This is a genomic window from Pseudoalteromonas sp. ABE4_541, from assembly GCF_056312285.1.
Genome location: NZ_JBSVEM010000001.1, coordinates 405,101 through 430,425, shown reverse-complemented (window position 1 = coordinate 430,425; position 25,325 = coordinate 405,101). Strand labels below are relative to the sequence as shown.

Here is a 25,325-nt window from a genome sequence, read left to right as displayed (position 1 = left end):
AATCGTTAAGTAAACAGGGTAACAATTGAGCAAAATTTGGAGACGGTACATGGCTCAACAGCACTGGTGGAAAGGCGCGGTGATTTATCAAATCTACCCTCGTAGCTTTCAAGACACAAATGGTGATGGGATTGGTGACATCCCCGGAATTATCAATCGCTTAGACTATATAAAGTCACTTGGCGTTGATGCTATTTGGATTTCACCTTTCTTTAAATCGCCAATGAAAGATTTTGGCTATGACATCAGTGATTATCGAGATATCGATCCGATGTTTGGTAACTTGAGTGACTTTGATGACTTAATTGAGCAAGCGCATCAGCGTGATATTAAAATCATCATCGATCAAGTATTAAGTCATACATCTAATGAACACCAATGGTTTGTCCAAAGCAGAGAAAATAAAACCAACGACAAAGCTGATTGGTATGTGTGGGCTGATGCTAAACCCGATGGGAGTGCACCAAATAACTGGTTATCAATCTTTGGTGGTACTGCATGGCAATGGGAGCCGAGACGCTGCCAATATTATCTACATAACTTTTTAACTGAGCAACCAGACCTTAACTTTCATAACCCCGATGTCAGACGTGCGGTTTTAGATAATGTTGAGTTTTGGTTGAAAAAGGGTGTAGATGGCTTTCGCTTAGATGCAATTAATTTTTGCTATCACGACGCACAGCTTCGCGACAATCCGGCGAAGCCAAAAGAGCTGCGTCAAGGTCGTGGCTTTAGTGAAGATAATCCGTATGCGTTCCAATACCATTACTACAATAATACCCAGCCAGAAAACCTTGCTTTTATGCAGGAAATAAGAGCCCTGCTTGACCGATACCCTGGCACCGTTAGTTTAGGTGAAATATCATCAGAAGACTCGTTACAGACTATGGCTGAATATACGTCTGATGGTAATAAATTGCATATGGGCTACAGCTTTGAACTACTAACCAAAGACTACAGCGCACAATACATTCGAGAAACAGTCAGTACACTTGAGTCAGTAATGACAGAAGGCTGGCCTTGTTGGGCATTTAGTAATCACGATGTAGAACGTGTAGCCAGTCGTTGGAATCCAAATAATGAGCCAGACCCAAAACAAGTAAGCATGCTCACAGCTTTATTAGGCTCACTGCGCGGCAGTAGCTGTATGTATCAAGGCGAAGAGCTTGGTTTAGGAGAGGCCGAAGTTGCTTTTGAAGATTTGCAAGACCCTTATGGCATTACATTTTGGCCTAACTTTAAGGGACGTGATGGCTGCAGAACCCCAATGCCTTGGCAAACTAAACAAGTACATGCAGGTTTTACTGACGGTACACCATGGCTGCCTGTAGAAAGCAGCCACGCGCAACTTGCTGTTGATGCACAACAGCAAATGCAAAATTCTGTGCTAAAGCGTTTCCAACACTTTATGGCTTGGCGCAATACACAGTCAGTTTTGCGCTATGGTGATATTGAGTTCATTGAAACGGCGGAGCCATTCTTGGCGTTTTACCGACGCTATGAGCAGCAGACTTTACTGTGCGTATTCAACTTGAATGAGCAAGCTCAAACCATCGACATGCAAATAGAGTTGAATGGCCAAGCACACACCGAGCTTGAACACCACACGGGTATGGCTAGCAACTCTACTCTTACCCTTCCTGGATACGGCTGTTATTTCATGAGCTTGTAGAACAGCGTATTAGCATGTGGGGAGCGATTCAAGCTCCCTTTTTTGTGTCATACTAATAAGTCCCTCAATCGCAAGCGCCTTCGCGTATAACCAACCTTGATGCACATCTACACCTTGCTTTAACAAATAATCAGCTTGATATGATGTTTCAACGCCTTCGGCTATTAGCTTTTTGTTGAGCTTAGTTGCCATTTCAATGACTGCATTCAGTACGGGGGATTGCAAATTATCTAAGCCAATTGATGCTACAAAACTCTGATCTATTTTAAGTAGGTCAATTGGAAAGCTTTGCAGGTACTGTAAGCCACTATATCCCGTACCAAAGTCATCTACCGCTACTTCAATTCCCCATTGTACAAGCTGCTCAAGCGTTTGCTTAACTTGCGCTTGAGCGAGTACATCACGCTCAGTTAACTCAATTGTTAGCTTACGTATGTGCTTATGCGCATTGTGCAAAGCATTCAAGTAGTCAATGCAACTCAAAAGCTGGCCATTGACGTTAAATGAGACTTTGAGATCTGGATTTTGCGCCAATAGCGGCCTAAGCTCCCTGACTGCTGTTTTCACTTGGTTAATGGATATTTCCACAATTGCACCACTTCGCTCAGCTTCTGGAACAAAATAAGCGGGACTCAGTTCACCTTCTGTAGGGTGCTGCCAGCGGATCAATACTTCTACACCTACCATTTGCTGTGTTTTAGCATCGATTAAAGGTTGATAAACGTTAAAAAGCTGCTGCTTTGCGATCGCGTGCTTAAGCTGAAATTTCAGGCTTAATTGGCGCTGTTCATAGTAAAAGATAAAGTAGCTAAGTAAGGCCCACACGATGAGGTAAAGCACACCTAAAACGCTCAAAGATGAGCCGGCGACATCAAATATATTAGTACTCGTGCTGGCAGCCACAATAGAAAGTTTAGGTAAGGCCTGCATAGGTAGAGCAAATAAGTACTTATGCTCGCCATCATCAAATTTACCCTTGGTCCCTTTTGCGCTATCAATAGGATACACACTTTGCTGCAACGGTAGACTATAACCCCCTTGCAATACAATTGGCACACCTGTTTCACTGTCTACCAGTGCGATAAAATCTAAATGAGTGTATTGTTGAAGGTCGAGTGTATGACGAAGCCAATCGCTCGGTAGCAACACATTTACTTCATACCCATCATGCCTTGTTCTAGCCAAAACAAATGAGGGCATTTCCATAAACTCACTGATCACAAAACCGTGATAACGTAAACCGTCAGCTTTAATGGGTGCAGTTGTCTGTACAGGTTTTTCTAGGGCGCCATAATTATTGCACAGAAGCTGACCTTGACGATTCACAATACCTATTTCACTCATCGCTGGGTTTTTAAAAACCTGCTTACGAAGCTTTAAAACAGTTTCTTTTGGACACCTTACATCAAGTTGTTCAGCCTGACTGAGAAATGCATCAATTTCACTGATCTGTGCATTAAGTTCAAAATGGACTTTTTCGGCTATTGATTGAATATGCTGTTGCTCGGAACTTCTGTGTTGAGCAAATAAGAATACTAGTAAGATCCCGAATATAAAACTACAAGCTAACCAAGCATAAGCCATACACCTCAATTGCTTAGCTAAGAAACGCGCCCTTGGCATGATCTATGTACCTCAGTCAGCCACATTGTGAAAGGCACGATTGTAGAGCAGGTTTGTGACTCATTTATTACAGAAAAGGCCTTGAGTAAAAACCCAAGGCCTTATAAAAGCTTTCAACTTACTGAGAAATTCTAACTTTCTTTGCTAGTACCAACTTCGACGCGAGTCTTCAGTTTCTGGCCTGGGCGGAAAGTTACTACGCGACGCGCAGAGATAGGAATGTCTTCACCTGTTTTAGGGTTACGACCCGGTCTCTCTTTTTTGTCACGGAGATCAAAGTTGCCAAAACCTGAGAGCTTAACTTGCTCTCCTTTTTCAAGCGCTGAGCGGATTTCTTCAAAAAACGCTTCAACTAAGTCTTTGGCATCCTTTTTGTTTATCCCCAATTTTTCAAATAGGTGTTCAGCTATGTCGGCTTTAGTAAGCGCCATATCTAGTCCCTCAACGATGCATTAAATTGTTTGGCTAATTCAGCCACCACGTTGTCTACAACTTGATTGATGTCTTTCTCTTCGAGTGTTCTATCAACCGCTTGTAGTGTAAGAGCAATCGCCAAACTCTTATAATTTGGCTCAATACCTTTGCCCTTATACACATCGAATAAGTTTAGGTCAACTAATTGATTTCCGCCAACTTTCTCAATGCTTTCTAAAATATCGCCTATTTTTACGTCATCTGCAACTAAAATAGCAATATCTCTTCGATTTGATGGAAATTTAGACACACTTACCGCTTCAGGTAGCTTACGTGTGCTTAATGCTTCTACTTCTACTTCAAACACATAAGCCGTGCTGTTCAAACCTAGAGACTTTTGTAATTGTGGATGAATAGCACCAATAAAGCCAACTTTTACATCATCAAAATACACGGCCGCAGATTGACCAGGATGTAGCCCATCACACGCTTGTGCTTTGAAGCTAAATCGCGACTTATCATTTGTTAGCGACAATAGCGCTTCTAAGTCACCTTTTACGTCATAGAAGTCTGCCGCGCGAGACGCAATTGACCAATGCTCATTGTGTGTATTGCCAAAAACAATACCACCAAGAACAGCCACTTGAGATACACCGTTTTCTGCAGATTCATCTTTTAAGAATTTTAAGCCTTGCTCAAACAAACGAATTCGTGATTGCTGGCGGTTTTGGTTATACACAACCGCATTGACTAAACCTGTCATCAAGCTCACACGCATCGCAGACATCTCAACAGAAATTGGATGCGGTAATACAAGTGCATCTGACTCTGGGTGAAGCTGCTTTTGTACTTTAGGGTCAACAAAGCTATAAGTGATTGCTTCTTGATAACCGCGAGCTACAAGCTCGTTGCGCATACGCGATACAGGCACGTTTGCTTCTACGTGCGTGGTCATTTTCAATGCAGCAGTTGGTGCGACATTTGGAATGTTGTTGTAACCAAATACACGCGCAACTTCTTCGATTAGATCTTCTTCAATGCTGATATCGAAACGATAACTAGGAACCTGAGCGTGCCAAGTATCTTCCGCAAAGCTCACAGTTAAACCTAAACGCGTTAGAATATCCGTTACTTTGCTATCTTCAATGTGGTAGCCAATGACTCGATCTAGACGAGCACGACGCAATGTCACAGATTTCTCTTGTGGCAAGTCAGCTTCAGATACAGCTTCAACTACAGGACCTGCTTCACCACCAACAATATCAAGTAATAATGCTGTTGCGCGTTCCATAGCATCGCGTTGCAACTTATAATCAACGCCACGCTCATAGCGATGAGACGCATCAGTGTGTAAGCCATAGCTACGCGCTTGGCCTGCAATCGCCAGTGGTGCAAAGAATGCACTTTCAAGAAGAATATCTTTAGTTCCCTCTTGAACACCCGAAGCCTCACCACCAAAAATACCCGCCATTGCCAACGCTTTGTTGTCATCGGCAATAAGTAATGTCGACGGGTTTAGCTTTGCTGTGTTGCCGTCAAGCAATACCAGCTCTTCACCTTCGTTGGCATTGCGAACTTTAATCCCACCTTCAATGGCATTTAAGTTAAATGCGTGCATTGGGTGACCAAGTTCAAGTAATACGTAGTTGGTCACATCTACAACTGGGTCGATTGAGCGAACGCCAGAGCGACGCAGTTTTTCAACCATCCAAAGCGGCGTAGTCGCATCAAGGTTAATTCCCTTGATAATACGGCCTAGATAACGAGGACACGACTTGCTGTTTACAAGCTCAATTGAAATTTTATCATCAATTGTTGGCTGCACGGCTTCGATTACAGCTTCTGTCACGTCAAGTGAATTGAGTACGCCCACTTCACGCGCTAAGCCTTTAATACCTAAACAATCACTGCGGTTGGCAGTTAAATCAACGTCAATCGTCACATCATCTAACGAGAAATATTCACGGATACACTGTCCGATAGGCGCATCGGCTGGTAGTTCAAGAATACCATCTGAACTTTCCGCCATACCTAATTCTTCAAACGCACATAACATGCCGTGTGAAGGCTGACCACGAAGCTTCGCTTTTTTGATCTTAAAATCGCCAGGCAACACAGCGCCAACTTTAGCAACGGCTACTTTTAAGCCCGAGCGACAGTTTGCTGCGCCACACACGATATCTAAAAGCTCGTCTTCACCAACGTTTACTTTTGTTACACGTAATTTGTCTGCATCAGGGTGTTGACCACACTCAACGACCTCACCGATAACGACGCCAGTGAAGTCACCGGCAACGGCATCTAAACCATCAACTTCTAGACCCGCCATAGAAAGCTGGTCAGAAAGAGCCTCAGTATCAATGGCTGGATTAACCCACTCGCGTAACCACTTTTCACTAAATTTCATATTTACTTCGCTCTTATCTGAATTGGTTTAGGAATTTTAAATCGTTTTCGAAAAATGCACGTAAGTCGTTTACGCCATATCGCAACATGGTTAAACGCTCTACACCCATACCAAAAGCGAAGCCTGTGTACTTTTCAGGATCAATGCCAACTGAGCGAAGTACATTCGGATGCACCATACCGCAACCTAATACTTCTAACCATTTGCCATTCTTGCCTTTTACGTCCACTTCAGCTGAAGGCTCAGTGAATGGGAAGTAAGAAGGACGGAAGCGAATTTCCATGTCTTCTTCAAAAAAGTTACGTAGAAAGTCGTGCAAAATACCTTTAAGCTCAGTAAAGCTTACATCCGTATCAACCATTAAGCCTTCAACTTGATGGAACATTGGTGTATGTGTTTGGTCGTAGTCATTTCGATATACACGACCAGGAGAAATGATACGTAGCGGTGGATTTTCAGCTTCCATAGTACGAATTTGTACACCACTCGTTTGCGTGCGCAGTACTAACTTTGGATTAAAGTAAAAGGTATCGTGATCGGCTCGAGCTGGATGATGCTCAGGAATATTTAACGCGTCAAAGTTGTGGAAATCATCTTCCACTTCAGGGCCAGATTTAACAGCAAAGCCTAACTCACCAAAAAACGATTCAATACGCTCGATAGTGCGCGTTACTGGGTGCACACCACCTACTGGCATAGTGCGCCCCGGTAAAGTGACATCAATGGTTTCTTCTGCAAGTTTTTTATCAAGTGCTTGTTGAGTTAAAAACTCACGCTTGTCGTTAATTGCATCTTGTACTTGGGTTTTAGCTTGGTTGATCACCGCCCCTGCTTCTTTGCGCTCTTCTGGCGCTAGTTTACCTAGGGTTTTAAGTAATCCTGTGATCTCACCTTTTTTACCAAGGTAATTAACTCGGACATCCTCAAGATGCGCTATTTCGCTTGCGCCTGAAACGGCTTCTAGCGCCTGCGCTAAAATATTCTCTAAGTTCATTCTATACCTGATCTTTATGGAGGTAATTTGCTGTGTATTAATCGCTTATGATAACTGAAAGCACGGACTAGATTCTAGCCCTAACTCTGCTCAGTTTGTGATTAGGAGTGAATATTTGTAAAAATAAACCTGTAATCGTATTTTTATGGTCTCACAGGCCTATTTTTAAAGACTGAATTACAGTTTGAGTGTGGTTTTGATAAACGGAATGGTTAATTTTCGCTGTGCTGCCATCGACGCATGATCGAGTTTATCGAGCACATCCAATAATGCACGCATATCACGGCTTAAACGAGTTAATAAGAATCGCGCACACTCATCAGTGAGTTCTAACCCACGCATATTAGCTCTTTTCACCAACGCTTCAGCTTTATCATCATCACTCATCGAGCGGATTTGAAAAGTCGTGCCCCATGCCAAACGGGATTCAAGGTCCGGTAAGTTTATATTTAACATGTTTGGCAGCAAGTCAGCTGTGACAACCAAGCATTTACTCGGCTCGTTAAAACGGTTGAAAAAATTAAATAGCGCCTTTTCCCAATTATCTAGCCCAGCAACTAAGTGCACATCGTCTATACAAACAACGTCTAATGATTCCAAACCATCTAGTACCTCAGGGCCAAAGTCGATTACTTCTCTCAAACTCAGTAAAATAGTTGATAGCCCCATTTCCTGAGCATGAATACAAGTGGCATACAATAAGTGTGATTTCCCTGAGTCGGCAAGCCCGCATAAGTAAGTGTACTGAAAATCACTGGCTATATTTTTTAAAGCAGCCTTTAGATGACTCACTTCGAGAGATTTTGGTCCCCCAAAATAAGAAGCAAATGTTTCATCGTCTGGTAGCGTAACGGGCAAAGCCATTTGTAGTGGTTCGTTACTCATCATTGTCCTACCCAGCTGTAACGCAATCTTGAAGCATCTGCCAGTTGGTAAAATGCGTGAGGATCAACATACACGCTAAACGCTTGCTCTAAATTCAATGCTTTAACCAAGTCAGCCAAGCTAGAGGTGTGATCAATTCGAAAACGTACTTTGTCATCTGCACGAAAGACTACATCCACTCCCGCAACGGTACTCATGCTCGCCAATTGTCTACGTGCTCGTTCAATTTCGGTAAATTTATCAAGGTTATCAACAAGGATAAACGTGCTTTGCGTTACAAGCGTCACATTTGGATCAATCGCGTAATTTTTGGCTAGCGCCGCTGAAAAGTTATTGACCATAGTGATCAGTATTTGCTGCTTATCGCCCACCAATTTATTGACTTCAAACAGCTCTGCATCGGTATAACGCCACTCAAGTTGCCAACTACTGCTACTTTGTTGCTGGAACATACGTGCCGTGATAACCCGTTCAGCATTGTATCGTTCAGAAGCGCGTTCAACAGGTTCAGAAAAGTTACCCCAAACCTCTGCCACACCCACTTTTGACAAGTCATCCAAGTCTAGTAATGGCACAATCACAGGTACTCCCCACTCTGCTGCCGTGTCGTAGATTAATCGCTCAAGCTGCGGATAACTGTCTTGGGTTACGAAGTCTCGACGTAAATTGTCTTCAATGGCGAGCCAAATAGCGATAAGTGGTCGACGGTTGCCCCAAAGTGGCAATCCAGCGTCTTGAATTAACTCTTCAACTTTAGTTGGTTCAAATTTTACACGTATTTTAACGTCTCCTTTTTCGCCATCTAAATACTCGTATTTGAGCATATAATCCGAAATAGAGCGCATTGCTTGTCTTATGAGTCGTGACTCACCACCTTCATATCGACCCGTGAGCTTTTTGATAACGTTACGAAGCGCTTGCTGACTGGCTTTTACACGAGTTGCGCGGCTTTTGTCTGTCACAGATAGCTCACTTTGATACAAGTCTGTGACTTCCACAGCCGTTGCCTGCACAGACCATAACAAACAAAAAATAAACAGTATTCTCAATGCCATAACGAAAGCTATAAAGGAGTTTTGTAATTCGATCCTAAAGCAAAGGCGAACTAAAGCAAAGCATAAAACGGCATATAGCTAGGCCGTGCTGCTCTTTAAGATATGATTTTTTCTCAAATCCAAGGCTTTCAATACTATAAATGCGCTATGACATATGGGGATCTAAATAATCTCAGCTGCACATAAGCGAATTTGCCAAAATGCCAGAATGGCTGCAAAAAAGCACACAGCAAAGATGAGCACGCTCTACTTGAATACGGCAAATTTAATTTGATTCTTACCATTGTTTTTTGCTCGATAAAGCGCATCATCTGCTTGATGTAAAATCGCTTCTGCATTGAACTTTTGCTCATAATTACCGGCAACGCCGATGCTGCACCCACAGCGCACTTGTTCACCGCTGTCCAATTCAATAGGCGCACAAATACGATTTAATATACGTTCACATACTTGAGTCAGCACACCATAATGAAGCGGCTCCATCATAAGTACTACAAATTCATCTCCACCAAGACGTGACACCAGATCATAGGCCCGCACTTCTTGACTTAAACGCTTAGCCACATTTTGAAGCACCAAATCCCCTGCTTTGTGTCCATAAGTGTCGTTAATGGGTTTAAAGTCGTCCAAATCGATATAGAGTACATACACTTCCAAGTGCGCTCGAGCCGATTTGGCCGCAAGTCGAGATAGCTCTTTGAATAGGTATTTGCGATTGGCAAGCCCTGTTAAATTGTCATGTAGTGATTCAAACTCTAACTGTTGCTGCAACTGCTCTCGCTTGGCAACCTCACTTTGAATCTCATCTAGACTCGCTTGAAGCTCTTGAGTTCTCGCTTGCACCCGCTCTTCAAGCTCTTGCTGATATAGTTGCAATGCTCGGTTAGCTTCAACCAAGGCCCGCTGGTTATTAAATGCGTCTAACGCAGACGAAATAACATGACTGATGGTATACAGCACATCAACAACGACGCCAGAATATTCTTGTTCATTGCGATAAGACTGAATAATGAATGCACCTAAAAACGAATTTCTATTCTGCAATGGAAAGCACAACCACTGCTTAGGCATGGTGCCCAATACCTGTAACTCCCCCAAATCTATCAAATTCTGCATGTCCGACTCGCTAAAGTTGCAAGTTTTTTGCTGGCTGAGTGCATAGCCAGTCAAAGTCTTTTCAATTGAATTTAAATTTATATTTTCGAAGTCTTCAGAGGTGATTGCGTCTTTTACATCATGAAAATAAGGAAAACTGACCGTACCATCATGTTCAAATAAAACCACATAAAAGTTATCGGCATAAGTGACTTTTTGCAAAATACAATGAATATCAAGTAAAAAGCGCTGTATTGAATCACTTGTATTAAGACAAGCTACAATGTCTGTGACACTTTCAATAACATTGTTATTTGTGATCGTCGGCACAGTACTCTCTCCTTAATTATTGATCTGGATAATCATGACATAGCTGCTCTGAGTATAGGAGCTAGCCCCCTTATGCGCTAAGGCAAGTGCAAAATTCTTTTGCAAGTGAAAGTGTTGTCATTTGCGCTTAACAAAACGTAAATAAAATGTAATATAAATTAACATCCTTAAATTAGCGGTTTGCTGTGCGTCGTTCTACCTTCATTATTTTACATTCACTTGGTGTTTGCGCTATTGCCATCAGTTTACTTACGGGGTTGCGCATTGCGACTGTTGATAAGCCTTATTTTTTATCAATCAATGCATTATTGCCATCAGGGCAGGTACATCAATGGCATTTGTTTGCTGGCAGCATTATGTGGGTAACGATAGGCTACTATGGTTATCAAAAATGCGTGGCTAAAAGATCGGTTAAAAGCACTCTCTATCATCACTGGGTTACACTGTTTGGTTATATCTCAATTATGTTTGCTGCTGTCAGTGGCACTTTATTGTTTTTTGACCGGCTGCCAGCAAACCTTACCTTTGTTCATTTTTACAGTGCCCTGTCGGTCGTCTTATATCTGTTACTGCATAGTTGGATTTACCTCTTACAGCTAGGCAGAGTGGCAATAAAGCGGGTGCTTAAGCTGCCCATTAAGCAACTCCCTATTGTTCTAATTTTCATTATCGCCATTGTAAGCACGAGTGCATTTTATGCACTGCAATCAACCACACATACACTACAAGTGATGCCCATAGCACAAACTGTTCTTATGGATGTGAATGGCAAGCCTGACGAGCCGCACTGGCAACAAGCTGAGCCAATCTCAATCTTAACCACACATGGAGCAAACTTTGAAAACGGTCAAACTCAAGTAGAGGTGAGAGCGCTCAGTAATCAAGAAGAAACATTTTTTCTATTTAAGTGGGCTGATCCAACTCAGAGCTTAGAGCACTTGCCCCTAGTTAAAACTGAAAACGGTTGGCATGTTAAAGAAAGCGGCTTCTATTATTTTGACGAGCAAAGTTACTACGAAGATAAGTTTGCAGTCATGCTATCGCGCAGCTGTCAGTTTGGTGCCGACAATACCAGCTATTTAGGCAAAACCCCCCTAACCGATAAACCTAGCAATTGGCACGGTAAGGGCTATCACGCCAGCCTAGATGGGAAAATACGAGATTTATGGCATTGGAAAGCAGTACGAACTAACAACATGATACTGGCGGATGACAACTTTATTGGCCCACCAGCAAAAGTACTCAATGGCGCACGTCGATACACAGCTGGTTATCAACCAGATGGTAAAGAAAGTGGCGCATATGTCATGAACTGGCTTTGGTACAGTAAAAATGGGGTAACGCCAAAACGGCTTCCTGAAAAAACTGAGCATGAAAAGTCAACCGTGTTACCTTGGTTTGGCTCCACCCCATATAAGCCAGAGTTAGATAACTACTCTATCGGCACAAAATTAAGCTCGGTGCTCTATCGCTCAAACCGTTTTGAAGGTGACCGAGCACATGTTCGAGCGAAAGGACACTGGCAAGATGGGTTTTGGACTCTAGAGTTAGTCAGAAAAAATAATACCCAGTCTCCGTATGACATCCCTTTAAATAACCGAACCTGTCTTTGGGTTTCAGCATTCGATCATAGCCAAATAGCACATACGCGCCATCAGCGTGCAATTAAGTTAAGGTATTCACTGTGATAAAACGCCTCTTTTGGTCGCTACTACTGTTGATGCTGGTATCAGGGTACGCGTTGTTCTGTGAAGAAACAATCGAGCCTGTGGCACACCCTCGCTTCAGTAAAATAACAGGGCAAGGTAAATTAATAAATCCATGGCAAGGGCCTTGGGCATGTGTGTTTGACCGGAAACTGAATGTGCTTTGGGAAGTAAAAACCGACAGTGAGTCAATTCATGATGCCAATTGGACCTACTCTTGGTTCAACCACCACCAGGGCAAAGAGAACTTTGGCGATTGCTATTTCGAACCCGAGCGCTGTGATACACAGGACTTGATCCGCCGTACCCAACAAGAGCAGCTTTGTGGTCAGTCAAACTGGCGCCTGCCAACCAGTCATGAGCTGGAAAGTTTATTACAAGAGCCAAGTAGACCCGGTCAACCCCACATTGCATACGATTACTTTCCTCATATTAAAAAAGGGGATTACTGGAGTAATGACGCCGAGCTTCCCCTATCAAATCAGTTTAAGCACCTGAAACGAGGTGCCAAAGCAGTCAACTTTCAGACAGGCGATAGTGTCAACCTGCCCTACAGAAATGCTGCTTTTGTCATTCTTGTGAGTCCGCTCACACAAACCCAAACGCAGTTAAGTCGTCGCGCAAATTCAACTCAATAAAATATAGGATCAAGGAAATGAGCACACGTATAGTGAGCCTAGCTATTGGTTTAACACTCACTGCCAGTGCACACGCTGGTAGCCAATATCACAGGCTTATTTGGGATCATAACCCAAGTGCACAAGCCACTATTGGCTTTACGCCAACCAGTGGCAGCAATCATCATGTTAAATTTGGCACATCAACCGATGAACAAAGTTGGTCAACACAAGCTGTGAATGCGTCACACACGTTTTCAAGTAGCTTACAAAGCCAATTTGTGACACTCAAAGGTTTAACCGCAGATACACCCATCTATTACCGTGTTTGCGACAGTGAAGGCTGTGGTCAAAGGTTGTGGTTCAAAACCGCGCCGACAGGCAACCAACCGTTTACGGTCGTTGCTGGCGGTGACACACGAACAGGTTGGACAACGCGTCGAGAAGGGAACAAGTTGATCGCTAAAATTCGTCCTCTTTTCATTATGCACGGTGGTGATTACACCAACGCTAACTCAAGCTCTGAAATGAAGGAGTACTTACAAGACTGGCAACTCACATTTTCCGATGACACCATTGATGGTCAAAGTTACAAACGTATTTATCCGTTTGTTGCGACCCATGGTAATCATGAAGACGACAATTACAAAACCCTTTGCCAAGTGTTTGGTGTTGACTATAACCAAGATGGCCAATGTACCAACTCAGATAGCTATGGCGCATTCAACGTAGGTAGTTTATTGCGTGTATATACGCTAAATAGTCAATATAAAAATAGTGGTTGGTCTAGTTATGCCACCACCATGAACAATTGGCTAGCACAAGACTTACACAGTAATAAAACCGCGACTAAATGGCGCGCAGCTCAGTACCATAAGCCGATGTATCCGCATTATTCTGGTAAATCTGATAACACCATTTTACACACGTGGTGGGCAGACACTTTTTATAATAATGGCATGAACTTAGTGGTTGAGTCTGATACCCATATCAACAAACTCACTCGAGCGCTTGAGCCCTCTTCAAATGGATTTAATGAAACAAGCAACGGCGGTACCGTATATATTGGTGAAGGCAGTTGGGGGGCTCCTGCTCGCTCCGCAAACGATCCAAAATCGTGGACGATTGACTTGGCGAGCATTCAGCAATTTAAAGTACTCTCGGTAAGCCAAGACAACTTGTTAGTACGAACCGCCCAGTTTGACAGCACAGCAGGCCAACTAACGCGAGAACAACGTGCCAGCGATCCACTCATATTACCCGCAAATATTAACTGGTGGCATGCCAATACCATTGGCGAAGTGCTTACACTCAAACAAGCTGCCAACCAATTGAGTGTGATTGATAGCGGTCCAATTGACGAGCCAGAAGCCATCGTATTAACGAACAATCAAGCACTCAGTGGCCTAGCTGCAAGTAAGAGTAAAGAGACACACTATGTATTGGATGTCCCTGAGAATGCTTCTAATCTTACGTTTACAACCTCTGGTGGTTCTGGCGACGTCGACATGTACGTGCGCTTTGCTCAGTTGGCAACGCAACAAGCCTATGACTGTCGTCCATATGAGAATGGCAATAACGAAAGTTGCCCAATCAATACTGCCCAATTTGGTCAGTACTATGTCATGTTGCACGCTTATGAAGCTTATTCAAACGTCAGTCTGCTTGCAAGATTTGATGTTGGTGGAGTACCCGTTAATCAGCAACAGTGGCCTGATCAAAGCGCCAGTAAAAATGATTGGTTATATTACACCTTTGAAGTACCTAGCAACATGAGCAAACTAACAGTAACGAGTGCTTCAGGTACTGGGGATGCCGATCTTTATGTACGCTTTGGCAACAAACCCACATCCTCGGACTATGAATGTCGTCCTTATGAAGATGGTAATGACGAAGTATGTAGTATTACCGCACCTTCGCAGGGAGTTTGGCACATTGGCTTGAAAGCATATCGAAACTTCTCTGGCGTATTACTGAGCGCCAAATCAGAGTAAAGCACTGGCAACATCGAGTTACCTCTTGTTATCTCTCGAAAAGACCATACTAAGTAGAGACGATAATAAGGGGTTTTTTATGGAATTTTTACATACGATGGTGCGCGTTAAAGATTTAGACGCGTCTCTACATTTTTATTGTGACTTACTTGGCCTAGTTGAAGTGAAGCGCTATGACAGTGAACAAGGTCGGTTTTCTCTCATTTATTTAGCCGCCCCCGGACAACTCGAAGAAGCTAAAACAACTTTTAAACCAACTATCGAACTCACTTACAATTGGGACTCTGAAGAATACACGGGTGGAAGAAATTTTGGCCACCTCGCATTTTCAGTAGATGATATTTATGCAGCTTGTGACAGGTTACAACAAGCTGGTGTAACAATTAATCGACCCCCTCGCTGTGGCCATATGGCATTTGTAAAATCACCCGATGGAATATCTATCGAGCTACTGCAAAAAGACAAAGCGCTTGACCCAAAAGAGCCATGGATGTCGATGGAGAACACTGGCAGTTGGTAATCACAACATGATCAACACCAGCGCGCTGCTTCGCTCATTTTATCGTTAATATGACATTCTCGGATTAGTTATGAGAGTTAATATTTAAGTTCAAGAAGGTGAAGCAGCCAATCTATTTCGTCAATCACATGTTGCATTTTTATCTTTGCAAACATTAATCGGCTAAAGTACTAATCGACTTTTCACAATAATACAAATCTTTAGTTTAACGAGCATAGTGTTCTAAAAGATGATTTGATGTTGCTCTGTTTATTACTACTGAGCCAATTCAACAATAATAATCCCCTCTACTCCTACTATAATTTATTACACAAAAGAACCGTTCATTATTTAAACGGATTTATTGACAGGTTGTTTTTTATATGTAAATGTTCGATTTCATCATAAGGAGACCATGTAATGAAACTAAAACAAAAAATGAAATTGAATAAAAAGAAAATCAAACACTTATCAAAGGATGTTAGTCTACTCCCAAAGATCCTGACTCCTAATGTACTTGGCGGTAAGAACGTGGTGTGCCCTGAATCAGACCCAGATTTAGGTTGTTAGTGCCCTAGCTATGGGCTGGCTCTTAAGAAACTCGAAAGTGAGCTCTGTTATTGAGCAAATGGTTATAGTAGTAGGAATCAAAAACAGAGCTCAGATACACTTTTGGGTGCCGATAAAGAACACTGAAAGTTGATAATCACGACATAATCAACGTTAGCGTGCTGCTTCTCTCATTTTGTCGTTAATATGATGCTCGCGGATTAGCTGTGAGAGATCATATTTAAATTCAGGAAGGTGAAGTAGCCGATCTATTTCATCAATCACATGTTGCATTTTTTTCGGTGCAAACATAGCTCTGCTATAGTGCTCATGAACTTTTTTTTGAATAATACAAATATTTAGCCCAATGGGCGTTGTGTTCGACAAGGTAATTTGTTGTTGCTCTATTTATTACTGCTAAAGTCAATACGCTGTTTAACAACCATTTCAACAAGCTGAAGCTCAGAGCCTGTTTCAACAAAAGTTGCCAGTTCAGCCTCTATAACTGGAACTATCCGCCAATAATAATATCCCCTTATCCCCCCTATAATTTTATTATATAAAGATGCCTGACCTTGGTATTCAAATGGCTTACTAACATTAGAAACAAAATCATTCGTGTCTTCCAAGAAAGGCTTAGACCAGGAAAATTTTTGTTGCAACTTATCGTCAAACCAAGATGGATTTGCTTCCATAACAACGCCATCCAAAGTTTCATGCTCAATATTTTTATTCAACCGTTTTCTAGGTATGTATCTAACAAAAAACTCAAACTCACTTTGATAACTATTGATTAGATTGATTACACCAAAATATGAACCAATCTCCGATTCCAAACTAATAATGTACGGTGGTTTTAGCTGGTACACATATACTGGCAATGGTGTTTTTGCCAGTAGAGGATAAGTGAAAAGAATGCCAAAGCAAGCATGATTCGGTAAGTAAAGAGTCGGGCCATATTATTCTTCACCTCTTCAAAACATAACCTCGGTTTTGAATAAGCAAGTCCATCAAATCAAATTGAACAACAAACCACTTATCCAAATGCGAGGTCACTAAAAAGCTTTCTTGTAAATAATTGTACAATTCTATAAACGTAAATTATCAATCTTCATGTAAAGGAAAAGCTGCTTTTCAAAGCTTTAAAATTAGGGACTATCCACATCCACCGTCATTATAGCTCACCTTAAGAGATGCCGCCTCGCTGACGCCAAATACTTTCAAATAACCCCAGTATTGTGACTGAGCTGTCAAACTTATACATTCCTCATTTCCTGGGTTGTCAGAGCGCGCATCAACATTGTTACCATCGGGCCAACCTTGATTACTGTATTCCAACGTTAAATCGCCTGTGCCGTTTGCAGCCTCTATGCGAATAGCGTCTTGTGCACTGACATTTTCAAGCGAGAACCACATGACTGACTCATCACCTAAACAAATAAGCTCTCCATCTAGAGCACGCCCACCAGTTTTCGCTGCTTGTGTTTTACAAGCATCTGGCAAGGTTGCGATAGGCGCATCATAGTTAGCAACTAGAGAAACGTTGTTGAATGTATTGTAGGCACGCAACATGACGTAGTATCTGCCAGCTTGTGGTGATGCAAAATCACACTGCTCACTGTTACCGTTTTTATAAGGTCGGCAATCAAAATCTTCTAAGGTAGGTGCTTTATTAAAACTGACGTACAGATCGGCATCTCCGTCACCGCCCGAAGTGACAAAACTTAAGTTTTGAGCTCCTTCAACAACATCGAGCACAAACATTTTTTGCTCATCTTGTTGCGCTGAAACGCTTACGGCCTGACCTCGATATAATTTCGTTTCTCCTTGTGTCGCTTCAACACTTGCGGTCGTTGTAGCCGTTGCAATTGCACCGTGTGAATCAGTCACCGTGAGTGTTACAGTGTAGTTACCCGGCACGCTGTAACTATGTGTAGGGTTTGCAAGACTGCTATTATTACCATCTCCAAAATCCCACGCATATTGACTAATGGGGCCTTCTGCATCGCTACTACCTTGACTGGAAAATGAAATAGCTTCTTGAGCTTGGCCTGTATATGGTCCATTAATTTGCACAACTGGTGGCATATTCTCTCCCGATGCCAAATCTTGAGTCCACTGAGTAAACTCCGCATCATATTGCGATTGCCAACCGTCTAGTAGCGTTCGGTATCCATTCCAATCACCAACTCGTGTTTTAGCGAGCATGTTATTGACGGCATCATTATGGCGTTCAAACATAAAACGCACGCCCAAATAACCCCAGCGATAGATCCTATCTTGATCAAAGCCATCGTAAGTTGTTGCGAAAATTTGCTCTAGGTTATATACCGAACCATCTTTGATGGTATCAATGGCTTTTTGATTATCATCTTGATTCGCTATGTATTCAGCAACACCTTCAGACCACCATACAATTGCTTTCGTTGGCGCGTTAAAATCACCGTATAAATCAAAGCGGCCATCCAAATAATGCACATATTCATGTTCAAGGTTCCAAACATAGTGTTCGCCTTTTGCGTAGCTCGCCTCATAAGCGACAAAATTAGCTTGATTGCCTACTTTACTTGGGTCACCTTCTAAATACATACCACCATTGTTAGTGTCTATTTTAAAGATGGCTTTTGCATACTTTTTGTAATCGTTACTACTATTAAAAATATTAACTTGTAGGAAAGTATTGTTGTCATCTGCTACAGGTGTTTGGTTCGTAGCAAGGCGATTATGAAAGCGTGTTTCCTCTGCTGCCATGGTGTCACAAGCCGAAGACAATTGCGTTGCAGTCATCTCTTGCGCACGAATTTTTATGGTGTTGCTACATTGATGGGTTTGAGAAAGCACCTGTAGCGTTAAATTTTCTTCAAAATTACAAATGTTGAACTCGCTGCAATCAGCATAATAGGTTGCGACATCAGCCGCATTTAGCCATAGCCCATCACCATAACCATAGCTTTTATAGGTAGAGAAAAGCTGTTTTAAGCCATTGGTTACAATTGAATCAATATCACTCGCGCCATGTTGTTTAAGACGAGCAAGTTCACCAGATGCATTAATAATGAGGAATTCAGAGTCCGAATCAATCATCCAACTTTTTTGCGTAAATGCCACTAAGGCATTAGCCAACGCAGTGTCTTTTTTGATCAGAGGAACATATTCATCATTCCACTGACCGCGAAATAGAATTGTAAAAATACCGTTCACTGCATTACGCATATTGCGGTTGCTAGCATAGCTTTGATCAAAATTCTCTAGCCAATGGCGCACCACACCTAAATACCGATGCTGTAGCTCGGCACTGTCCATGGTCGTGATCACTTCTTGTAGCACTTTGCCATGCTCGTTGTTGTTGTCATAAAAATGCGCATTATTTACGAACGCATCAATTGCGCCTTGCACCTTAGTACGTAACGTGTCACTAAACGTCACCGCATCGTTATAAAATTCAACGTAATAACCCGCACGAATAAACAAAAACAGCGTCGTCAAATCGTTGCTACCTGCCCCGCTATAGCTTTGTGCAAGTGTTCGAGCTTCATCAACTACAGTGGCCATTTTATCGTTAGTAAACGTACTAACTTGGATTTGGCTACCCGCCGAAAACAACTCGTTTACACAACTACTGCCCTGAGCTTTAATTTGTGAAATAAGCTGAGTACCTGTTGCGTTTGCGATCGCATTCAAATCACAACTCACAGTTGCATCAGCTTGCACGCTTTGCTGCAACTTAGTTTTAGGATTAATATTAGCCAGTAGACCATAGTCAGAAGCATTAGCTGGCGCACGCTCATCACGCTTAGCATGTTCGTGTCCATGAAAAATATGCTCTACCTGATGATGAGACTCAGGCTGTAAAAGAGAAAATGTTTTTTGATGAGAAGCAAATGCGACATGGCTCAAACTCGAACCCAAAATGGGTAGAGCTACAATAATTGTTTTAAGTTTCATAATGTACCTTTTGTGTTGTATCCCGCCCATACGTCATGGACACTAAAAGTATTAACATCAAATACACAATGTATACAATATATTTTATATAACTTTAACGCATAGCCACCATAACAAACTCATATATGTAGGAATAACAACGAGTAAAAAAACTGACTGATTTTGCTTAAGTCTTTGAAGCCCATAATTAACCGCAAGATGGGCAAATGTTTTGATGCAGACCATGCTTTGTAAGTTGGCCTTAACTTCGGTCAAATGATGATATTTCGAACAGTATCAGGCGTTTTTGCGTGTTAATAACAGGCTATTACCACGTAAAAGCGACGTTGAGATTGGGCAAAGTCACTTATCCGAAGTTGAGGTTAATTAAATAAGCGTTTGGTGATAACTGCTGTGGATTATATCAATTAGTTGACAGTACAGCTGATAATAGAAAGGTCTCTTAAATCCGTTTGGCTGGCCAATGGGTCGCCAGACAAATGTACAAAGTTTGCCAACTCTCCTTCGCAGATCTTGCCTCCTGTACAACCAAGATGCTCTGCACTTGCACACGTAATACCATGTAACGACTGTACTTTGGATAAGCGCTGCTCAGGTAACAACACTCGAGTATGCCTCATGGATAGACCCGGTAAGTGATCTGTAATACGTTTACTCGCCTGCTCTGCGACTCTCAATGGGCTCAAGGGTTGAGTAGGATAGTCACAATACAGACAAATATTATACCCAGCATTGAGTAATGATTGGCATGGCTGCAGTTGAAATTGTCCGCTACGTAATTGAACCCCCTCATATCCATCCGTGCTTACTTCACTCACACTCATCGCAATCGATTTTTTATTTGCGCTTTGGTTTGGAATATAACTATCCAATTCAGAAAATAGCTTCAACTCTTCAGACACCTCAAATTTTGATTCTATTAAATTGATGTGTGGATTGGTCTGCATAAATTGCTTAAGCAGCTTTTTTGAAAATGGATGTGAATCTGCAACACCGAGATGCGTGATACCTTGGCGATTTGCTCGCTTAACAATTTGATGCATTTGCGTATAGACATTAAGTAATTGAGTTCTCAATTGAGAAACAGGCAGTGAAGCACTTAGCCATATAAGTTGCTCATCAAATAAACCTTGTTGGCTATGTAACAATTGCCTAAATTCATCCTCACTCGTAAATGGATTAGCAGTACAGGAATTCAAACATTGATACACTGCCCTCATTGCAGGTTCATTGAGATAAGCGACAGCCCTATTATCGTCTAATACAACTATGGGCCGAGCAATTTTTAGCTGGTTAATAAGCGTGAAGGTGCTCACTTTTTCACTTCTATCATAATCGGCTAATAGCACTTCACTGAGTCCATACGCTAACAACCAATTGTCAGGCTCAATCCCTTTGTCCAAATAAAGGAGTGCACGGGCGATATAACTATAACCATAATGGGGCATCATTTTTTGCCACGAACAGTCAAACCCAAACGGACCTAGGTGCGTCCATTGCGAAAAAATTGCACTCAACACTAGCTGAATATTTGGCTCTATAAACCCTGGACAGACAGAATGATATTTACTCAAATATTGAAAGCGAGCGGAGATATTCTGTTGCTTTACATATCGACAAACTTGCTCAACCGATCCTTGGATAACGACCTTGCCATCACTAATCAACATCGCGTCAACCACTTTAGTTGTGGGCAAGAACTGCGTGTATATTTTACCAATGATCACATTGTGTTTTGAAGAACACGGACCCGCAACGTCTTCAACTGGCGTAACATTGCCAAAAGGTATTTCTGCCAGCCTATCAAGTAAGCTGTCATAAAAAATATGTTCAAAAGAAAAACAACAGTGACTGGGGCATTGTCCGTTCATTGTATGCTTCCAAAAAACCAATCCATACAAAGGTAGTCAAAAACCCCAATATTTCGATTACAGCAAATTACAGTGTCGTAATATCAAAACTTATCTGGTTCTTATAAAGCACGAGTTCACTTAACCGGTAATTTGATATCTGCAAACAAAGCATCTACATCATCTTGATTTCTAAGTAGGCTTGCTCTTTCCACAAGGTCTTTCGTCAAGTGAGGAGCAAAGCGCTCGATAAAATCGTACATATAGCCGCGTAAGAAGCTACCTTTTCTAAAACCAATTTTGGTCGTACTTGCCTCGAAAAGGTGGCTGGCGTCAATACAGACAAGATCCTGATCAGTTACACGATCAATCGCCATAGACGCTAAAACACCAACCCCTAAACCAAGACGTACATAGGTTTTTATTACATCCGCATCAGTGGCAGTAAAGACAATGTGAGGCTCTAACCCATGGGCATTAAACGCTTTATCTAACTCTGAGCGACCAGTAAAACCAAATACGTAGGTGATCAGTGGATATTGCGCAACATCTTGGACTGTTAAATTATTAACTTTTTGAGCTAATGGGTGATCTTTAGCAACAACAATACTTCGGTTCCAGTGATAGCATGGCAGCATCACCAAATCAGAATATAAGTGAAGTGCTTCAGTGGCGATTGCAAAGTCAGCATCACCACGAGCAGCCGCATCTGATATTTGTTGTGGAGTCCCTTGATGCATATGCAAAGATACTGCGGGATATTTATTCATAAAGCCCTGAATGACACCCGGCAGGGCATATCTGGCTTGTGTATGCGTCGTCGCGATATTCAGTTTGCCTTGATCTGGTAGCGTATGTTCATTTGCAACCGCTTTAATGCCTTCAACTTTAGACAGTATTTCTCGTGCAATATTTATAATTTCATTGCCAGCATTGGTGACGTGAGTCAAATGCTTACCACTTCGCCCAAAAATTTGCACACCCAGCTCATCTTCGAGCATTCTAACTTGTTTAGAAATACCAGGTTGGGAGGTATATAGGCTTTCTGCAGTCGCCGATACATTCAAATTGTGATTTAAAACTTCTACAATATATCTAAGTTGTTGTAATTTCATAGCTTAATTTTTCTTATTAGTTTTAACTTGGCATTGAGCACGACACGCTAGTAGAGTAATAACCTTGCGACAAAGCCGAACTCTTTAAGGCTAGCATAATTACTTGAAACGAGATAGCACTAGCCATACATCCTTGTTTAACGGATAAATTATTGTTTTGGTCTATAATAATAAATGCTTAAGTTTAAATTATTTTTCATCCATATGAACGGAAAGCTGTTCAGATTGCAATTAATTGATGTAAGATGAAATTTATCTTTCTAGTCGTGATCAAAGAGAAGTTAATTTATGTTTGTTTCTATCATTATTATGTTGATTGTTGCGTTGATCGTCATTGCAGTTTGGGTCAGTGCAGTACAGCAACATAAGGAGAAACAAGAAGCTGAACGTAGAAAAGAACTAGCAAAACATAAAAAAATCATTGAAGAATCAGAAGATATTATCGTTAACAGCTGTAACATTCCTATGTCAGAGCTGATTTTACGCGTTTTGCAAAGGCGCGTACTAGATTCCTTATCTACCATGGTCGAGCTATCTCCTACCAACAAAGAACTGAAGAACCGCTTGAACGAAGCCAAAGAAAGGCTTAACACGCCAATTGATCCAGATGCACAAAATGATGCATTAAGCCTTCCCGAAGCAGATAAACAACTCATTGCCCTAGTTCAAGGTATTAAAAGACTCAGACAGGTGCTGCGCTCAGAGCACTCCAAAGGCAAAGTTGATACGCAAATGTTTGTGAGTGAAGATAGAAGACTAGAAAAGCTACAACTACGTATTAACGTGGAAAGCCAAATTAAAAGAGGTGTGTCAGCTCGTACCGCCAATATGGTGGGGTCTGCTAGACAGTACTTCGAGAAAGCCTATGCAACAGTGAGTGCCGTAACTTATAGTGATGATTATGTCACCGAGAAAAAGGCACAATTGACAACCTATTTGGACGAAATTAGCACTGAACTTAAAGCATCTAACGCATCATCAGTAAAACAAAAGAAAGAGCAAGAACAAGACGACCTAGACGTACTGTTCGCACCGAAGAAAAAGTGGTAACCACCACTTTTACTCGGGCTTGATCTTTAAGGTAAAATTTTCAAATCAAAGGCTTTCAATATCCCACATGCGCGATAGCACATCGTCATCTATGTGGGTAACGCATGACGCCGCAATGGAAGCCTTTGGTAGCAAAGCTCAACACGCCCTACTCTAAGGCAAACTTAATTACAAATAATGCAGTTAGTACCCATACACTTGCAGAAACCTCATGGCCTTTCTGGCACATAATTTTAACTGCGGTATACGCGATAAAGCCCAGAGCAATACCGTGTGCAATTGAGAATGTAAGTGGTGTCATTAATAAAACGACACTTACCGGAATTGCATCACTCATATCATCCCAATTAACGAGTTTTAAGTTCTGTAACATCAGCACGGCTACATACAATATAGCCCCAGCTGTAGCGTACGCAGGTACCATTTTTGCCAAAGGTGCAAAGAACATCATCAACAAAAAGCAAACGCCAACGGTCACGGCTGTTAAACCTGTTTTACCACCTACTGAAACACCCGAGACTGATTCAATGTAAGAGGTTGTCGTTGAAGTGCCTAACATTGACCCAGCTATCGTTGCCGTACTATCAGCTGAGAGTGCACGGCCCAATCGCGGCATTTTTCCACTCTCATCTGCCATACCCGCTTTTTGAGTGACCGCAACTAAAGTACCAGACGTATCAAATAAGTCGACAAATAAGAATGCAAAAACGACACTGAGCATCGAAAGTTCCATGGCCGACGCAATATCAAGCTGCATAACGGTCGGTGCAATACTCGGTGGAGCCGATATAACACCTTGATAATTAACAAGCCCAGCACCCCAAGCAATTAATGTGACCACAAAGATACTAATTAAAACACCACTTTTAACATCTCGATACATTAGTGCTGCGATAATAAAGAAACTTAAAATTGCAAGCAAAGGCCCCGCTTGCGTAATATCTCCAAGCTGGACTAAAGTCGCAGGACTAGACACAATGATCCCCGCATTTTTAAGCGCGATTAATGCTAAAAAAGCGCCAATGCCCGTCGCAATCGCCTGCTTTAACACCAAGGGTATAGCCTGTATAACCCATTCACGTATTCTAAAAATGCTTAATAATAAAAATATACAGCCTGATAAAAATACCGCCCCCAAAGCTGATTGCCAACTATGGCCCATACCAAGTACAACTCCATAGGTAAAAAAGGCATTCAAACCCATACCTGGAGCAAGTGCTAGTGGATAATTGGCTACAAACCCCATAATAAAACAGCCAATCGCCGCAGCGATACAAGTCGCAACAAATGCGGCCCCTAAGTCGATGCCCGCTTGGGCTAGCATCGGCGGGTTGACAAATATGATATAAACCATCGTCACAAACGTTGTAAGCCCAGCAATAATCTCCGTTTTTATCGTGGAGCCGTTCTGATTGACTTTAAATAAGCGCTCAAACATAGAAAAGGTATTTAAATTAGAAACAAGTTGTTGGATTTTAACATAAATCATTGGTCTAACCGGACAAAATAGTTAGAATTCGTCTAA

Annotated in this window: 20 protein-coding genes; 7 read left to right on the top strand and 13 right to left on the bottom strand. The window is 41.9% G+C overall.

What is annotated here, in order from left to right; genetic code table 11:
* Window positions 1–49 precede the first annotated feature (49 nt).
* On the top strand, window positions 50–1,672 hold the full coding sequence (locus tag ACW689_RS02065) for an alpha-glucosidase family protein (protein WP_476288080.1): 1,623 nt from the start codon (window positions 50–52) through the stop codon (window positions 1,670–1,672).
* A gap of 9 nt (window positions 1,673–1,681) precedes the next feature.
* Here the strand turns inward: ACW689_RS02065 and ACW689_RS02060 are convergent, their stop codons facing one another.
* From ACW689_RS02060 to ACW689_RS02030, 7 genes are all read right to left on the bottom strand, one after another.
* Window positions 1,682–3,295: an EAL domain-containing protein gene (locus ACW689_RS02060; protein WP_476288078.1), complete on the bottom strand. Its 1,614-nt coding sequence runs from the start codon at window positions 3,293–3,295 to the stop codon at window positions 1,682–1,684.
* Between the two features lie 131 nt (window positions 3,296–3,426).
* A complete protein-coding gene (ihfA, locus tag ACW689_RS02055) occupies window positions 3,427–3,726 on the bottom strand; it encodes an integration host factor subunit alpha (RefSeq protein ID WP_010362644.1) in 300 nt (99 codons plus the stop codon).
* Between the two features lie 2 nt (window positions 3,727–3,728).
* Complete coding sequence (pheT, locus tag ACW689_RS02050) at window positions 3,729–6,116, bottom strand: phenylalanine--tRNA ligase subunit beta (RefSeq protein WP_476288075.1); 2,388 nt, start codon at window positions 6,114–6,116, stop codon at window positions 3,729–3,731.
* 13 nt (window positions 6,117–6,129) lie between these two features.
* Window positions 6,130–7,110 (bottom strand): phenylalanine--tRNA ligase subunit alpha, encoded by a 981-nt coding sequence (pheS, locus tag ACW689_RS02045; RefSeq protein WP_476288073.1) that lies wholly within the window; start codon window positions 7,108–7,110, stop codon window positions 6,130–6,132.
* Window positions 7,111–7,287: 177 nt separating this feature from the next.
* The gene (hda, locus tag ACW689_RS02040) at window positions 7,288–7,998 is read right to left on the bottom strand and encodes a DnaA inactivator Hda (protein ID WP_476288071.1); all 711 of its coding nucleotides are present in this window, start codon (window positions 7,996–7,998) and stop codon (window positions 7,288–7,290) included.
* The gene (locus tag ACW689_RS02035) at window positions 7,995–9,050 is read right to left on the bottom strand and encodes a DUF2066 domain-containing protein (RefSeq protein ID WP_476288069.1); all 1,056 of its coding nucleotides are present in this window, start codon (window positions 9,048–9,050) and stop codon (window positions 7,995–7,997) included. Before ACW689_RS02035 ends, hda begins: the two co-directional genes overlap by 4 nt.
* Window positions 9,051–9,296: 246 nt before the next feature.
* Window positions 9,297–10,475: a GAF domain-containing protein gene (locus ACW689_RS02030; protein WP_476288067.1), complete on the bottom strand. Its 1,179-nt coding sequence runs from the start codon at window positions 10,473–10,475 to the stop codon at window positions 9,297–9,299.
* 185 nt (window positions 10,476–10,660) lie between these two features.
* On the opposite strand from ACW689_RS02030, the gene ACW689_RS02025 reads away from it, so the two are divergent.
* The 5 genes from ACW689_RS02025 (at window position 10,661) to ACW689_RS02005 (ending at window position 15,861) form a co-directional block, all read left to right on the top strand.
* Window positions 10,661–12,163 (top strand): ethylbenzene dehydrogenase-related protein, encoded by a 1,503-nt coding sequence (locus ACW689_RS02025; protein ID WP_476288065.1) that lies wholly within the window; start codon window positions 10,661–10,663, stop codon window positions 12,161–12,163.
* Entirely contained in the window at window positions 12,160–12,819 is a 660-nt protein-coding gene (locus ACW689_RS02020) for an Lcl C-terminal domain-containing protein (protein WP_476288063.1), read from the top strand. Before ACW689_RS02025 ends, ACW689_RS02020 begins: the two co-directional genes overlap by 4 nt.
* A gap of 17 nt (window positions 12,820–12,836) precedes the next feature.
* The gene (locus ACW689_RS02015) at window positions 12,837–14,792 is read left to right on the top strand and encodes a pre-peptidase C-terminal domain-containing protein (protein ID WP_476288061.1); all 1,956 of its coding nucleotides are present in this window, start codon (window positions 12,837–12,839) and stop codon (window positions 14,790–14,792) included.
* Between the two features lie 79 nt (window positions 14,793–14,871).
* Complete coding sequence (gloA, locus tag ACW689_RS02010; protein WP_476288059.1) at window positions 14,872–15,312, top strand: lactoylglutathione lyase; 441 nt, start codon at window positions 14,872–14,874, stop codon at window positions 15,310–15,312.
* Window positions 15,313–15,711: 399 nt separating this feature from the next.
* Window positions 15,712–15,861: a hypothetical protein gene (locus tag ACW689_RS02005; RefSeq protein WP_476288057.1), complete on the top strand. Its 150-nt coding sequence runs from the start codon at window positions 15,712–15,714 to the stop codon at window positions 15,859–15,861.
* A gap of 153 nt (window positions 15,862–16,014) precedes the next feature.
* On the opposite strand, the gene ACW689_RS02000 is transcribed toward ACW689_RS02005, so the two are convergent.
* The 5 genes from ACW689_RS02000 to cysB all read right to left on the bottom strand — a co-directional run bounded on the left by ACW689_RS02000 (window position 16,015) and on the right by cysB (window position 22,750).
* Window positions 16,015–16,152, bottom strand: a complete 138-nt coding sequence (locus ACW689_RS02000) for a hypothetical protein (protein ID WP_476288055.1) — start codon at window positions 16,150–16,152, stop codon at window positions 16,015–16,017.
* 92 nt (window positions 16,153–16,244) lie between these two features.
* Window positions 16,245–16,535, bottom strand: coding sequence for a hypothetical protein (locus ACW689_RS01995; protein ID WP_476288053.1), 291 nt, complete (start codon window positions 16,533–16,535; stop codon window positions 16,245–16,247).
* Between the two features lie 460 nt (window positions 16,536–16,995).
* Window positions 16,996–19,785, bottom strand: a complete 2,790-nt coding sequence (locus ACW689_RS01990) for a collagenase (protein ID WP_476288052.1) — start codon at window positions 19,783–19,785, stop codon at window positions 16,996–16,998.
* 407 nt (window positions 19,786–20,192) lie between these two features.
* Entirely contained in the window at window positions 20,193–21,656 is a 1,464-nt protein-coding gene (locus ACW689_RS01985; protein ID WP_476288050.1) for an amidohydrolase family protein, read from the bottom strand.
* A 116-nt stretch (window positions 21,657–21,772) separates the two neighbouring features.
* Window positions 21,773–22,750: an HTH-type transcriptional regulator CysB gene (cysB, locus tag ACW689_RS01980; protein WP_476288048.1), complete on the bottom strand. Its 978-nt coding sequence runs from the start codon at window positions 22,748–22,750 to the stop codon at window positions 21,773–21,775.
* A gap of 288 nt (window positions 22,751–23,038) precedes the next feature.
* On the opposite strand from cysB, the gene ACW689_RS01975 reads away from it, so the two are divergent.
* Entirely contained in the window at window positions 23,039–23,800 is a 762-nt protein-coding gene (locus ACW689_RS01975; protein ID WP_476288046.1) for a hypothetical protein, read from the top strand.
* A 148-nt stretch (window positions 23,801–23,948) separates the two neighbouring features.
* On the opposite strand, the gene ACW689_RS01970 is transcribed toward ACW689_RS01975, so the two are convergent.
* Window positions 23,949–25,238, bottom strand: coding sequence for an NCS2 family permease (locus ACW689_RS01970; RefSeq protein ID WP_476288310.1), 1,290 nt, complete (start codon window positions 25,236–25,238; stop codon window positions 23,949–23,951).
* Between the last annotated feature and the right edge of the window lie 87 nt (window positions 25,239–25,325).